Below are 14,244 nucleotides of genomic sequence, written 5' to 3'. Positions count from 1 at the left end.
TCACAGCACTAGATTCCACCAGACCACAGGGGTAGATCGTGCCGACTTGCCCGGTCTCCCCGCGCGGACGCCCACGTTATCGGGGCCAATCGGGGCAAATTTCAGGATTCGCCCCGACACGCCGTCGTCGGTACGCCCTCAGAAAACGTGGTCGACCACGCGGGCCGTCGCCTTGCCGTCGTCGCGCGGCGCGAACGTGGCCCGGAAGGCGTCGTAGCGGTCGGCGTGGGCGGCCGCGACCTCGTCGATGGAGCGCAGCGCCTCGACGACCTCGCCGGAGGTCGACAGCACCGGCCCGGGGGCGACCTCGGGCAGGTCCACGTAGATGCCGCGCTTGGCGGAGTATTTGGCCAGGTCGTAGCCGTACAGGACGATCGGCCGCCCGGTGACCGCGAAGTCGAACATGACGGACGAGTAGTCGGTCACCAGCACGTCGGCCACGAGCAGCAGATCCGCCATATCCGGATAAGTCGTTACGTCACGCGCGATGTCGGGAACGGCGGGCATGGCCTGCATGGGATGCGCCCGTACCAGCAGCTCGTGGTCGGCGCCCAGCGCCTCACGCGCCTTGGCCAGGTCGAGCTTGACCATCGCGTTCTTGCGGTCGTAATCGCGCCACGTGGGCGCGTACAGGACCACGCGCTTGCCCTCGGCGAGCCCGAGCCGCTCGCGCACGGCGGCGGCGAGCTCGTCACGGTCGGGCGAGGTGAGCACGTCGTTGCGCGGCAGCCCGCTCTCCAGCACCTCGCCCTGGTAGCCGAACGCCTTGCGCAGCACCGGCGTGGCCCACGGCGACTGCGACAGCAGCACGTCCCAGCCGCGCACCTCGGCGGCCTGGCGGTGCCAGACCGGCGGCTTGGGGTCGCGCCGCATGTGGGCCTGGTCGTTGCCGATGTGCTTGACCGGGGTGCCGTGCCAGGTCTGCACGACCACCTGGCCCTCGCGGGAGCGGAACCAGACGGGCAGGAACGCGTTGGTGACGATGTAGCGCGAGCGGGCCAGCGCGGCGTGGTGCTCGCGGCTGCCCGCGCGCACCGAGGTGGCGCCGTCGGGCGGGGTGAACGCGCCGTCCTTGACGATCCAGATGTGCGGGCGGTCGTCGCCGCGCCGCACCCGCTCCTCGTAGATGGCGCGGACGCTGTCGGCGTACAGGCGGCCGTCGTTGACCACGTAGACGGTGGCCTCGTCGAGCGGCTCGGTGCGCTGGGCCGGGTAGAAGACGCGGCGCAGCACGTGGGTGCCGGCGACGCCCTTCTCGGCGGCGGGCCGCTCCTCCTCCGAGACGACCACCGGCACGTCGAAGCGGGTGGAGACCATGCGGAAGGAGTGGCCGCCGAGCAAGCGCGGGTCCTCGTCGAGGGTCTCCAGCGCGGCATGGTCCATGCGCACGGGCACGATCTCGCCGGACGGGTGCCGTACGGACATCTGCCAGGTGCCGGACGACAGCGGCACCGCCTCGCCGAAGCGGTCCATGAACCCGGGCTGGACGCGCACGGTGAACTCCTCGCCCTCGCGCTCCATCGGGACCTGGTAGGCCAGGCCGGAGCGGTGGCGCAGGGTGAGCGAGCGCAGCCCTTCGGCGTCGGGGTAGTGGCCGCGCAGGACGAGCGTGGGCCCGTCCCAGACGGCCGAGGAGATCACCGGGCGGATGCGGTGGGCGGAGACGACCACGCGGTCACGGCGGTCGCCGAGCACGGTGATCTCGCGGTCGCCGGCCACGGCCCTGGTGCCCTTGAGGTCGCCGAGCATGACGGAGGCCGCCGGGTCGCCCTTGGGCTCGACCCACAGCCGCCGCCCGTCCTTCTCCTGCAGCAGCGCGGGCACGGCGAGCGTCAGCAGCACGTCGGTGCCCTTGCCCGCCGGGCTGAAGTCGGCGGCGATGCGGTGACCGCCGAGCCGGGCGTGGCCCTTGGTGACGACGCGGTCGGGCAGGTGGATCTTGAGCTGGAGGCGCTCGTCGTCGACGGTGACGCCGGTGAGCTCGGCCCGGTTGGGCTGGAGCACCACCTGGAGGGCGCGGTCGGAGGTCCAGACGGGCCTGGCCCACCAGCCAGGCTTGAGCTGGCGGCCGGCGGGGCGCTCGCTGCGGCCGATGGACGCGCCGCGCAGCAGGCCGGTGGCGCGGGCGCCACGGCTCCAGAACACGATCTCGGCCCGCCACGTGGTGGTGTCGCGCACGGCGGGACGGCGGCGCAGGCGGCGGCGCACGCCGGAGACCAGGCCGCGGACGGCGCCGCGCCAGCGCAGCGCCCACGGGCTCAGCTCGGCGTGGAAGCCCGACCAGTCGTAGTTGCAGCCGGGCTCGCGGGCCCCGTGGGTGGCCTCGGGGGCGAGCACGCGGCGGGTGCGCAGCCGCACCGGCGGCAGCCAGCGCGGGCCGCGCAGCACCACGGTCGCGCGGTTGAAGCGGCGGCTGCGCACCGACAGGCCGGCCAGGTAGGCGAAACCGGTGATGCGCAGCTTGCCGTCGACCCACACGATGTCGTCGATGTGCGTGACGGGCACCAGGTCGGCGCGGCGCAGCCGGAACAGCTCGGCGGGCAGCTCGTCGCGGAACGGCAGGTCGGCGTACCAGCGCAGGCCCTTGCGGATGCGCTTGGACGGCTCGGCGGCGGCCGCCACGACCTTGGCGAGGGTCTCGCCCTCGACGAGCTCGTCGTCGGGGCGGTGCTCGATCAGGTGGCAGATGAGGCGGCGGGCCACGGGCAGCTCGCGCTTGACCCCCGCGGCGACGCCCGCCAGGTAGGGGCGCACGAGGTCGACGAGCTCGCGCCTGCGGGCGGCGCCGCGCTTGACCGCGAGGTCCATCCGCGCGCCGAGCGGCCCGCTGAGCACCTCGGCGTCGAACGCCGCGTCGCGGCCGCCCGGCCCGACGGCGCGCATGACCGCGTCGAGTGGCTCGCCACGGTCGCAGAGGTCCTGGACGGCCTTGAGTCGGTCGGGGACCGCATCGCCGCCCGGGCTCTGGGCAGTTACGCCGGTAGCCATCGGGGAGGCACCGCCTTTCAGGCTGCCGTCAGTGTTCTGCCCATGGTAATAGGAGTCACCTACTACCAAATCGCCCATTCAGGGAACCGGCAGGTCAGCGGCCTTCCTGAGAATCGGCTGAACGCCCGTCCCAGCGGGCGCCGCGCATGTCCACGCGCTCCCCCCGCAACGGGGTGCCCTCCTCGCGCCAGTGCGCCAGGCAGCGTTGCAGGTGGTCAGGGGCCACGCCGCTGCCGTCAGCGTGCACCACGCGCCACCACGGAACGCCGCCGCCCCACACGGACATCACGCGTCCCACCTGCCGGGGGCCGCCCTCGCCCAGGTATTCGGCGATGTCGCCGTAGGACATGACCTTGCCGGGCGGGATGCGCTCGACGAGGTCGAGCACGCGCTCGGCGAACGGCTTCAGCGGCTCCACGCCGCCGGTCCCGCGTCGATCATCTCGTCCAGCTTGCCGAGCTCGATCACCGACCCGTCGGCGACCACCTCGACCACGCCCTCACGCAGCCCGTAGACCTCGCCGTCCTCGCCGATGAGCCGGGCGCCGAGCACGCCCGCCAGCCGGACGAGCTGGGCCACCTGCCAGTCGGAGCCGGGCGCCCCGATCACCTGCTCACGCCATGCGCCCACGGCGTGCGTGCCGTCGCCGTGCCTGGCGACGATCTCGTGCGATCCGCGCAGCTCGAAACCCGCCGGCGCGATCGCCTTCGCGACCTCCGCGAAGGCCAGCGGCGCCTCACGAACCACGCGTAGCTCGTATCCCATGACGGGGGACCATAGCGGATCTTTACTCCCTCCGCTGATTGAGGAGCACGATGGCCCCGCAGAACATGACGAGGGCCACGAGGACGCCGATCCCGTACAGCCAGAGCCGCCACGGGTCGGGTCCGGGGGCCGACGGCTGCGGGGTGTCCTCGCCCTGCCCGAAGTGCTGGTCAGCGGGTACGGGGACCTGGCGTTTGTGGCCGGTGAGCCGTTCGGCGGCGTTCAGCGCGGCGCCCGCGTCGACCACGCCGAACCCGGTCCTGTCGTCGTACCCGGCGGCGGGGCGGCCCCGCGCCCCGGTGGCGAGCGCCTGCGCGACCTGCTCGGGCCGCAGGTCGGGGTAGCGCGCCTTGACGAGCGCGGCCACCCCGGCCACCAGCGCCGCCGCCGAGCTGGTGCCGTCGGACAGCGCGTAGCCGCTGCCGCGCTGGACCACGGGCACCCCGGAGCCGGGCGCGGCGACGAGCACGGACAGGTTGTCGCTGCTGTACGGGGCGGGCTTGCTCGTCTTGTCCACGGCCGCGACGCCGATGACGCCCGGGTAGCCCGCGGGGAAGCTCCAGTAGGAGGTCTCGTTGTCCTTGGTGTAGCTGGTCTGCCCGTCGTTGCCCGCGGCGGCGACCAGGACGACGCCCTTGCCGAGCGCGTAGGAGACGGCCTCGCGCTCGGACTTGTGCGGCCCGTAGTTGCCGATCGACATGCTGATGACCTTGGCGCCGTGGTTGGTGGCGTAGCGCAGGGCGCGGGCGAGCGGGCTCTCGGTGGCGCCGGGGTCGGTGAGCAGCGGCGGGGCGATCTGGTCCTCGGGGTTCTCGTCCAGGGCCAGCGGCAGCGACAGCACCCGGGCCTCCGGGGCGACGCCGACGAACCCGTCCCCGGCTCCCGATCCGGCGATCAGCGCGGCCATGGCGGTGCCGTGCTCGCCGGGCTCGACCTCGCGCGGGCGGGCCGAGCCCGAGCTCATGTCGGGGCCCACGGTGACGCGCCCGCGCAGCTCCTTGACCCGGGTGTCGACGGCGCTGTCGATCACGGCGACGGTGACGCCGGCGCCCTTGGTGACGTTCCACGCCTGCTCGACGTTGAGCGCGTCGAGCACCCACTGCTGCTGCTCGCGGATGGGCGGGTCGGTGGGGGCGTGCAGGGCCAGCATCGCGGCGGTGAGGACGCGGACGACGGTCAGCACACGTTCCCCTGGGTGCAGGGCGGGACCTTGGGCGGGTCCGCCAGGAAGTAGGCGATCTGGTTGCCGACGGACTTGGCGGCGGGCCAGAGCTCGGGGTGCAGGATCTCCTCGGGCGGGACCGCGGCCCTGGTGCGGCCGTCGGCGTAGCCGGCGGTCGAGAACACGATGTACGGCCCGGCGCCCACCCAGCCGGTGCGCTGGCGCTGCTGCACGCCGAACCGTTCGGTCACGGTGCCGGGGAAGGCGACGGGCAGCACGCCGACGCGGTCGTCCTGGCTGAGCTGGTCGGTGACGGACGCCCTGGCCGCCTCGTCCTTGAGCACGGCCACGCCGACGGTCATGACGAACGTGGAGGTCTGGTCGACGTAGGTGGCGCGCAGCATGGAGACGCAGCCGTACTCGTCGAGGACGCCGGCCACGGACGGGTCGACCGCGTCGCGGCAGGCGGTCTCGGGGGCGATGCCGACGCGCCTGGCGTACTGCTGGGCGCGGTCGAGGCCGAGGTACTTGACCTCTTCGGGGAAGACGCCGGTGGTGGGCCACGCCTGCCAGCGGCGGGCGATCTCCTCCTGCTTGTAGCGGTTCTGCTCCTCGGCGGTCAGCGGGCGCGACCGGGTCTCCTTGAACAGGCCGGCGGTGCCGAGCAGCACGACGACGGCCGAGACGGCCACGATGACGGTGAGGAGCGCGATGAACATGCGCCGGTAGCGGACGCCCTGCTGGAGGGAGTCGGTCTCGGCGCGTTCGGCCGCCGCCCGCCTGCTCCGCATGCCCGCCGTGGGCCAGTCGCGCACGCGCGACCGGCGGCCGGTGGTGGCGCCGAGCGGATTGCTCCGTCCCGGCGTGGATCGTCCCCCGACGCGCGGTAGTCCTGAGGTGGGCCTACGTGCCTTCACCACCGCCTCGTTCCCAGCTCGGCTTCGTGTCTATTTCGTCCCCCTAACGGGGCGGATCATGCCTCTTGGTCATTGTGTGGGCGTCGGCCCCTTCTGACCAGGGCGACGATGGCTCCCAGCGATCCCAGCGCCACCACGGCCAGCGCCGCCGCGAGGCCCCCGTGCAGCAGGATGTGCGCGCCGTCGCGGTGCACGACCTGGATCGGGGCGGGCGGCGCCTGGCCCAGCGGCCTGTCCGGGTCGGCCGCCTGCGCGCCCGCCGCGGTCTCGGTGTGCCCGGCCAGCCGCTCCGCCTCGGCCAGCGCCCTGGCGGCGTTGACGACGCCGAACCCGGTGCCGGTGTCGTAGCCGCCCGGCGGCCGGTCGTCGGCGCTGGCCGCGAGCGCCCGCACGACGAGCGGCGGCGACAGGTCCGGATACTCGGCCTTGATCAGGGCGGCCACCCCCGACACCAGCGCGGTCGCCTGCGACGTCCCCCGGCCCACCCAGTAGGCGTCGCCCGGCCCCGCGCCCATGATGTCGACGCCCGGCGCGGCCACCACCACCGAGGAGTTCCAGTTGGAGAACGTCGCCCGCCGCAGCCTCCCGTCGGTCGCCCCCACCGACACCACGCCGGGGAAGGCCGCCGGGTAGGAGTACGGCGCCGCGCCGCCGCCCTCGACCTCGCGGGTGCCCTCGTTGCCCGCCGCCGCGACCACCACGACCCCCTTGGACACCGCGTAACGCACGGCCGCCCGGTCCTGGCGGGTCGCCAGCTCCTTGGAGATCGACAGGTTGATCACGTCGGCCCCGCGGTCGACGGCGTAGCGGATGCCGCGCGCGACCACGTTCTCGAACCGCTCGTCGGTGTTGAACGTGCGGAACCCCGGCTCCTCGTCCTCCAGGATCACCCGTACCGACAGCACCCGGGCGCGTGGCGCGACCCCGATGACGCCCAGCTTCCCGTCCGGGCCGTGCCCGTGCCCGGCGATCAGCGAGGCCATGTACGTGCCGTGCAGGCGGCGGGGCGTGACGCCGGGCGGGTTCGCCCCCGCGGTGAAGTCGCGGCCGACGGTGACCGAGCCCGCCAGGTCGCGGTGGCCCGGGTCGACGCCCGAGTCGAGCACGGCCACGGTGACGCCGTCGCCCTCGCTGATCCGCCACGCCTTGGCCAGGTCCAGCGTCCTGATGACCCGCTCCTGCCCGGACCGTACCTCGTCCGCCCACGCCGGGGCCGTGAGCGCCGGCAGCAGCCCGGCGAGGAGCGCCGCCCGCACGAGCGGCCCGCGGCTCAGCACCGCCACTCCTCGGCCGCGCAGTTGGGCATCCGGGGCCTGCTCAGGTCGGCCAGGACGCGCTCGGAGATCTCGGTCGCGAAGGCGAAGACCGCCGGCCGCTGCTCGCCCGACTTGCTCGCCGGCCGGCCGTCGACCTGGCCCGCCGTGGTCAGCACCAGGTACGGGCCCGCCTGCCGTACCGAGCCGGACTGCCGCACGGCGGGGGTGAACCGGTCGGACACCGTGCCGCGGAAGGCCAGCGGGCGCAGGCCGGGAACGGGCGCGCCGCTGCCCGGGAAGGCGGACCTGGCGCGGGCGGCGCGCTGCTTGTCGGGCAGCGCGACCACGCCCACGGTGACGAGCACGCCGCGCAGGGCGTCGATGTAGGTGGCGCGCAGCACGGCGCGGCAGCCCGCGGCGGCCAGCGCGGCGGCGGCCTCGGCGTCGACGGCGTCGTGACAGGTGGTGCGCGGCGAGATGCCGATCCGGCGGGCCCGCTCGCGGCCGCCCTGCTCGGCAGAGTAGGCGAGGCTGGACGGGAAGACGCGCCCGGCCGCCCAGGTGCGCCAGCGCTCGGCGACCTCGCGCTCGGCGGCGGCCCTGAGCTCGGCCGCGGTGGGACCCCGGGTCAGCTCGCCGCTCGCCGAACCGGCCGCGACCCCGGCGGCCACCGCGCAGACCAGAGTCAGCGCGGAGGCCACCAGCAGGGAAGGCCAGAGGCGGGCGTTGTCCACGGGATCGACCTTAATGCGGGCGACCCCGTGTCATCCGTCGGAAAGCAGACTCAGTAAGACGGCAGGCTCGGGTCGACGGTCTTGACCCAGCTCAGCACGCCACCGCCGACGTGGACGGCGTCGGCGAAGCCCGCGTTCTTGACGACCGCGAGCGCCTCCGCCGAACGGGCGCCGGACTTGCAGTGGAGCACGATCCGCTTGTCCTGCGGCAGCTTCTCCAGGGCCGAGCCGTTGAGGAACTCCCCCTTGGGGATCAGCGTGGCGCCCGGGATGGAGACGATCTCGTACTCGTTCGGCTCGCGGACGTCGACGAGGAAGATGTTCTCGCCGTTGTCCTGCATGGCCTTGAGCTCCTGGGCGGTGATCGTGGAGCCGCTGACCGCCTCGGCCGCCTCGTCGGAGATCGCGCCGCAGAACGCCTCGTAGTCCTCCAGGAGCTGGGTGACCGTCGGGTTCTTGCCGCACAGCACGCACTCGGGGTCCTTGCGGACCTTGACGTCGCGGTACTTCATCTCCAGGGCGTCGTAGATCATCAGGCGGCCGACGAGCGGGTCGCCGATGCCGGTGAGCAGCTTGATCGCCTCGTTGACCTGGATGGAGCCGATCGACGCGCACAGCACGCCGAGCACGCCGCCCTCGGCGCACGACGGCACCATGCCGGGAGGCGGGGGCTCCGGGTAGAGGCAGCGGTAGCAGGGGCCGTGCTCGGCCCAGAACACGCTCGCCTGGCCGTCGAAGCGGTAGATCGAGCCCCAGACGTACGGCTTGCCCAGCAGCACCGCGGCGTCGTTCACCATGTAGCGGGTGGCGAAGTTGTCGGTGCCGTCGAGGATCAGGTCGTAGCCCGAGAAGATCTCCATGACGTTCTCGGTGGTCAGCGCCGTGTTGTGGATCACGACGTCGATCAGCGGGTTGATCTCCCGGACGGACGCCGCGGCGCTCTCGGCCTTCAGCCGGCCCACGTCGGACTGGCCGTGGATGACCTGGCGCTGCAGGTTGGACTCGTCCACGACGTCGAAGTCGACGACGCCGAGCGTGCCCACACCCGCCGCGGCGAGATAGAGCAGCGCCGGCGACCCGAGACCGCCGGCGCCGACACACAGCACCTTGGCGTTCTTGAGCCGCTTCTGCCCGGCCATCCCCACGTCGGGAATGATCAGGTGACGCGAGTAACGGCGCACTTCGTCGACGGTGAGCTCGGCGGCCGGCTCTACCAGCGGTGGCAACGACACTTTCTACGCTCCCGTTTCAGGGGGTCTCTATCTCCATGTGAAACCTAGCCGGGCAGTGGGGCATTCCCCAATCGCGTCTCACGGATCAGACGGCGCGCCTCGGCGGCCACCACGCGCGGCACCTCCATCATCGCCACGTGCCCGGCCCTGGGCAGCAGCACCAGTCTCAGATCACGGAACGCGCGCGCCGCCCTGGCGGCCATCGCGGGCCGGACGAGCCGGTCGTGGCGGCCGTGGATGATCAGCGTGGGGGCCTGGACCTTCTCGGCCTGGCGCCACAGGTTGTCCGCGCCGCGCCGGAAGTACTCCGCCACGATGCCCCGGGCCGAGCCGATCATCGCGGCCGCGGAGTACGGCAGTTCGTCGCGGCGCCGCTGCTCCTCGATCGCCTCGCGCAGCCGTACCGGATGCACGGCGGCCATGTCCGCCCAGACCACCGCGAACGAGGCGTTGATCCGCTGTTCGGCGGGGATCAGCTTGAGCCGGCTCGCCACCCACTCGCCCAGCCGGGGCGTCGCGGCGGCGGCCACCCGCACCGGGCCGGAGCGGGGCAGCAGGTCCGGCAGCGCCGGCGAGATGAGCGTGAGCGAGCGCACCAGCTCGGGGCGTCCGGCGGCGACGCGCACGCAGACCGCCCCGCCCATCGAGTTGCCGAACAGGTGCGCCGGGCCGACCTGGTCCAGCAGCCGGACGACCGCGGCCGCGTGCGCGGCCACGCTGTAGTCGCCGTCGGCGGGCGCGGGCGAGTGCCCGGCGCCCGGCAGGTCGATCGCGTGCCCGGTGACGTCGTCCTTCAGCTCGTCCATGAGGTCGGTCCAGTTGGTGGCCGCCCCTGCCAGACCGTGTACGAAGACCGCCTGCTCGGGGGCGCCGGGCGGGGTGGACCTGACGTGGACGTCACCGACCATCCGCCCCGGCCAGTGCGGGACCGGCTCTGCCATGCCTCCTCCTCACACACGAGTTTCTGGACATTTCAGCTTATATCGCTTCATACATCTCTAATTGATCTAACGACAGGCCAAGCGTGCGGCAAAAGGACTTGATCGCCGTTTATGGCCTGCAACCCCCGGAAAGTATGACAACCAGATGACACCCAGCGTGACATCTCAGGCACTCTCCGTCATCACGGAAATTGCCGCAAGTGCAAGGAACCGTTCAGGGGGAAGCACAATGTCCAAGCTCAAGACCATGATGGCTGCCGCCACGCTGACCACCGCCCTCACCGGCGGCATGGTGGGTGTCGGCGAGGCGGCCTCCGCCACCACCACCGCCAACGCCTCCACCAGCGTCGGCGCGGCCACCAACGTCTCCAACTTCGTCGCTCACCCGCGCTGGTGCCGCTGGCACCGCAGCCACGGCTGGGGCCACGGCCACGGCTGGGGTCGCGGCCACGGCCACGGCTGGGGCTGGGGCCACCACGGCCACCGTCACGGCCACGGCCGTTACGTCAACCGTGTCAAGGTGTTCCTCAACCTGGCCGAGGACAAGGTCCGCTCCGTGCACCGTCGCGGCTGCCTGAAGATCCGCCACAACCACGGTGGCCACTGGTAAACCGATCATCTCGGCCCGGGGTTCCGGGCAGAGCTAACGCGGGGGCGCCGGATCATCTCCGGTGTCCTCGCTTTCATGTGTGCGGGTAAGCCGTGGACCCGCATTCGGTCATACGACTGTGCGGCGCATTCCCGTCCGGGGTCGGAAATGCGATGCAAGGAGGAGTTTCATCGACATAGGAGCTGCTTCCATGGCATTCACCCGCATCGCGGCCGTCCTGCTGGCCGCCTCCGGCGCCGCCCTGGCGACCGCCCCACCCGTGCTCGCCGACCCCGCACCGCCCGGCCCGAACGCCCACCGCGACCTGCGCGAGCTGCGGCAGGAGCTCCACGAGTCCCGCCACGCCCGGGCCCGCGACCTCCAGGAAGCCCGCCACCGCTGGTCCGCCGACCAGCGCGACCGGCACGACCGGCACGACCGGCGCGGCCACTGGGCCGACAACCTCCCCACCCACCCGGACCACTGGGCGAACGACCGCCACCCGACCCGCGACCACCGTGAGGCCCGTGAGGCCCGTACCCGCGCTCTCCAGGACACCCGCACCCCCGGCGACCTGCGCGACCGCCGAGCAGGTGACCGGCGCGACGCCCGGCAGGGGCCCGGGCTGACGGAGGGGCGCGTCGAGAGGGAGGCGCGGGGGCCGAGGCCGGAGACCCGGGATCGGGGGAACGCCACCGCCCAGGCGCGGCTGACCACGTGCGCCTACCGGGTGAAGGCCGGGACGCGGGTCTACGTGAAGCCGGAACGGGGCGCGAAGGAGCTGGAGCACTTCGGCTCCCAGGGCCGCACACTGGGCGCGTGCGCCTCGCGCCCCGGTGAGAAGTGGACGAAGGTCCTGGCCCCGGAGCGCGGCAAGATCGGCTACGCGCGCACCGACAGGCTGAAGAACCTCGGCCCGAAGAAGTGGCTGTCCGTCTGAGTCACGCGGATTTGCGCGCCTTGCGCTTGGGGGCCGCCTCCTTCTCCTTGGACTCCTTCGACTCCTTGGACTCCTTGGCGGCCCTCTTGGGTTTGGCGGCGCCCCCGCCGGTGCGCTCGCGCTTGGCGGCGTCGACGCTGGCGCGCAGCGCGGCCATGAGGTCGACGGCCGGCCCGGCCTCCTCCTCTTCGGGGGCCGCGACGACCTCCTTGCCCGCCACCTTGGCCTCGATCACCTGTTGCAGCGCCTCGCGGTAGGTGTCGTGGTACTCGGTGGGGTCGAAGTCGGCCTCCATCGTGTTGATGAGCGATTCGGCCATCTTGAGCTCCTGGGCCCGTACCTCGATGTCCTCGTCCAGGAACTCGAAGTCGGGCTTGCGGATCTCGTCAGGCCACAGCATGGTCTCCAGGACGAACACGCCGTCGCGGACCCGCAGCGTGGCGAGCGACTCACGCTGGCGCAGCGCCACCTTGACCACGGCGACCTGCCCGGAGCTCTCCAGGGCGTTGCGCAGGAGCACGTACGGCTTGGCGCCCTGGGCGTCGGGTTCGAGGTAGTAGGACTTGGCGAAGTAGATGGGGTCGATCTGCTCGGCCGGGGCGAACTGCAGCACGTCGATGCGCCGGGAGGTGCTGAGGGGCAGTCCTTCGAAGTCCTCGTCGGTCAGCACGACCATCTCGCCGGTGCCGAGTTCATAACCCTTGGCGATGTCGGCGTAGGCGACCTCTTCGCCGTCGACGGTGCACACCCTCTTGTAGCGGATGCGGCCGCCGTCCTCGCGGTGCACCTGGTGGAAGCTGACGTCCTTCTGCTCGGTGGCCGAGTAGAGCTTGACGGGGATGGTGACCAGCCCGAAGGAGATCGCACCTTTCCAGATGCTGCGCATGGGCACTCCTCAGCAGTAGCGGGCGGTCCACCAATGGGCACATACCCGTCATGGTGCAACCAATGCCACACTCGATTGAACCAATGCTGGCTGTACCAGGGGAACTACCCTCCGATCACGACCGGTACGGCCTCGAGGTCAAGTGGGACGGCATTCGCGCCATCGTGCACGTGGACGGTGGCCTCCGGGTGACGGGAAGGCACGGGGCTGACTACACCCGCCGCTACCCCGAAATTTCGGACTTCGGCATGAAAAGTGCGGTCATCGACGGCGAGGTGGTGGCGCTGGACCGCCACGGCCGGCCGAACTTCGTCCGGCTGCAGCGGCGCATGCACCTGACCGACCCCGAGCCGCTGATCCTGGAGCGCTACCCCGTCACGTACCTGCCCTTCGACCTGCTCTATCTCGACGGCATGTCCCTGTGCGACCTGCCGTACCGGGCCAGGCGCAGCCTCCTGGACGAGCTCGACATCGGCGCCCCTCCCTACTTCCCCGGCGATTCCGGCCTGCTGGCGGCCACCTCGGAGCAGGGCCTCGAAGGCGTGGTGGCCAAACGGCTCGATTCTCCTTACCAGCCCGGCGTGCGCTCCCCCGCCTGGATCAAGGTCAAGAACCTGAGCATCACGGAAGTGGTGATCGGCGGCTGGAAGCCCGGCAAGGGCCGCCGGGCGGGCGGCATCGGCTCGCTCGTCATGGGCGTGTTCACGCCCGCCGGCCTCACGTACGTCGGCCACGTCGGGACCGGCTTCACCGAGGAGGCCCTGGATCTCCTGTACGGGATGCTGGCGCCGCTGGAGATCGCGCGGAGTCCGTTCAGCAACGCGGTCCCGTGGCGTAATCGATGGGTTAGACCCGATCTGGTCGGGGAGGTGGCCTACACGATGTGGACCGACGACCAACGGCTGCGCCATCCCGTGTGGCGCGGGCTGCGGGCGGACAAGCTCCCTGCGGAGGTGACGCGGTGAAGGTCCCCGTCAAGGTGGACGGGCGCGAGCTCACGCTGAGCAACCTGGACAAGGTGCTCTACCCGGAGGAGGGATTCGCCAAGGCCGAGGTCATCGACTACTACAGCCGCGTCGCCCCGGTGCTGCTGCCCCACCTGGCGGGCCGCCCGCTGACCGTCAAGCGCTACCCCAACGGCGTCGAGGGGGCCTCGTTCTTCGAGAAGAACGCCCCCGACCACACCCCCGGCTGGGTCCGGCGCGTCCGGCTGCCGGTGCCGGGGAGCACCAAGGACCGCGAGAGCATCGACTTCGCCGTCGTCGACGACCTGCCTACCCTCGTCTACTACGCCAACCTGGCCGCCCTGGAGCTCCACGTCCCGCAGTGGCGCGTCTCGGACGACGGCGAGGCGCTGCCGCCCGACACGCTCGTGTTCGACCTGGACCCGGGCCCGCCCGCCACGATCGTCGAGTGCTGCCGGGTGGCGCTCATGCTGCGCGAGGTGCTGGCCGCCGACGGGCTCACCGCCAGGCCCAAGACCAGCGGCAGCAAGGGCATGCAGCTCTACGCCGCCTGGGACGGCCGCGAGGAGCCGTCCGCGTACGCCAAGCGGCTGGCCCAGGCGCTGGCCAAGGAGCATCCGGGCGAGGTGGTCAGCGTCATGGCGAGGAAGCTGCGGCCCGGCAAGGTGTTCATCGACTGGAGCCAGAACAACCCGGCCAAGACCACCGTGGCCCCCTACTCGCTGCGCGCCAGGGCCAGGCCGACGGTCTCCACGCCGCTGCTGTGGAAGGAGGTCGAGACCTGCGAACACGCCGACGACCTGGTGTTCACCACGGCCGACGTGCTCGCCAGGGTGGAGAAGCACGGCGACCTTTTCGACGCGGCGTAG

General features: G+C 72.1%; 14 protein-coding genes. 4 read left to right on the top strand and 10 right to left on the bottom strand.

The window, feature by feature from the left end:
• Window positions 1–138 precede the first annotated feature (138 nt).
• From KME80_RS51795 to KME80_RS13285, 9 genes are all read right to left on the bottom strand, one after another.
• Entirely contained in the window at window positions 139–2,988 is a 2,850-nt protein-coding gene (locus tag KME80_RS51795) for a CDP-glycerol glycerophosphotransferase family protein (RefSeq protein WP_281426983.1), read from the bottom strand.
• Window positions 2,989–3,082: 94 nt separating this feature from the next.
• Entirely contained in the window at window positions 3,083–3,406 is a 324-nt protein-coding gene (locus KME80_RS13320; protein WP_219504827.1) for an MGMT family protein, read from the bottom strand.
• Entirely contained in the window at window positions 3,394–3,753 is a 360-nt protein-coding gene (locus KME80_RS13315) for a hypothetical protein (protein ID WP_219504825.1), read from the bottom strand. Before KME80_RS13315 ends, KME80_RS13320 begins: the two co-directional genes overlap by 13 nt.
• Before the next feature lie 22 nt (window positions 3,754–3,775).
• Window positions 3,776–4,936: a S8 family serine peptidase gene (locus tag KME80_RS13310; RefSeq protein ID WP_219504823.1), complete on the bottom strand. Its 1,161-nt coding sequence runs from the start codon at window positions 4,934–4,936 to the stop codon at window positions 3,776–3,778.
• On the bottom strand, window positions 4,930–5,832 hold the full coding sequence (locus KME80_RS13305) for a hypothetical protein (protein ID WP_246644786.1): 903 nt from the start codon (window positions 5,830–5,832) through the stop codon (window positions 4,930–4,932). Before KME80_RS13305 ends, KME80_RS13310 begins: the two co-directional genes overlap by 7 nt.
• Window positions 5,833–5,888: 56 nt before the next feature.
• Window positions 5,889–7,109, bottom strand: a complete 1,221-nt coding sequence (locus tag KME80_RS13300) for a S8 family serine peptidase (protein WP_308125737.1) — start codon at window positions 7,107–7,109, stop codon at window positions 5,889–5,891.
• Window positions 7,103–7,822 carry a hypothetical protein gene (locus tag KME80_RS13295; RefSeq protein ID WP_308125736.1) on the bottom strand — a complete coding sequence of 240 codons (720 nt, stop codon included), beginning with the start codon at window positions 7,820–7,822 and terminating at the stop codon, window positions 7,103–7,105. Before KME80_RS13295 ends, KME80_RS13300 begins: the two co-directional genes overlap by 7 nt.
• Window positions 7,823–7,872: 50 nt before the next feature.
• Window positions 7,873–9,054, bottom strand: a complete 1,182-nt coding sequence (gene moeZ / locus KME80_RS13290; protein WP_219504820.1) for an adenylyltransferase/sulfurtransferase MoeZ — start codon at window positions 9,052–9,054, stop codon at window positions 7,873–7,875.
• 44 nt (window positions 9,055–9,098) lie between these two features.
• On the bottom strand, window positions 9,099–9,995 hold the full coding sequence (locus KME80_RS13285; RefSeq protein WP_219504818.1) for an alpha/beta fold hydrolase: 897 nt from the start codon (window positions 9,993–9,995) through the stop codon (window positions 9,099–9,101).
• Window positions 9,996–10,224: 229 nt separating this feature from the next.
• Here KME80_RS13285 and KME80_RS13280 point away from each other — a divergent pair, with 229 nt between their 5' ends.
• Together KME80_RS13280 and KME80_RS13275 are read left to right on the top strand one after the other, a co-directional pair.
• The gene (locus tag KME80_RS13280; RefSeq protein WP_219504816.1) at window positions 10,225–10,605 is read left to right on the top strand and encodes a hypothetical protein; all 381 of its coding nucleotides are present in this window, start codon (window positions 10,225–10,227) and stop codon (window positions 10,603–10,605) included.
• A gap of 190 nt (window positions 10,606–10,795) precedes the next feature.
• Window positions 10,796–11,524, top strand: coding sequence for a hypothetical protein (locus KME80_RS13275; RefSeq protein WP_219504814.1), 729 nt, complete (start codon window positions 10,796–10,798; stop codon window positions 11,522–11,524).
• 1 nt (window position 11,525) lies between these two features.
• Here the strand turns inward: KME80_RS13275 and ku are convergent, their stop codons facing one another.
• Window positions 11,526–12,410 carry a non-homologous end joining protein Ku gene (gene ku / locus KME80_RS13270; RefSeq protein WP_219504812.1) on the bottom strand — a complete coding sequence of 295 codons (885 nt, stop codon included), beginning with the start codon at window positions 12,408–12,410 and terminating at the stop codon, window positions 11,526–11,528.
• A gap of 83 nt (window positions 12,411–12,493) precedes the next feature.
• On the opposite strand from ku, the gene ligD (KME80_RS13265) reads away from it, so the two are divergent.
• Complete coding sequence (gene ligD / locus KME80_RS13265; protein ID WP_219504810.1) at window positions 12,494–13,375, top strand: non-homologous end-joining DNA ligase; 882 nt, start codon at window positions 12,494–12,496, stop codon at window positions 13,373–13,375.
• On the top strand, window positions 13,372–14,244 hold the full coding sequence (gene ligD / locus KME80_RS13260; RefSeq protein WP_219504807.1) for a non-homologous end-joining DNA ligase: 873 nt from the start codon (window positions 13,372–13,374) through the stop codon (window positions 14,242–14,244). Before ligD (KME80_RS13265) ends, ligD (KME80_RS13260) begins: the two co-directional genes overlap by 4 nt.

It is taken from the genome of Nonomuraea ceibae (genome assembly GCF_019396325.1).
In the GTDB taxonomy this organism is placed as follows: domain Bacteria; phylum Actinomycetota; class Actinomycetes; order Streptosporangiales; family Streptosporangiaceae; genus Nonomuraea; species Nonomuraea ceibae.
Note: the sequence above shows the minus strand (reverse complement) of the source record. Positions and strands in the feature narration are given on the sequence as shown.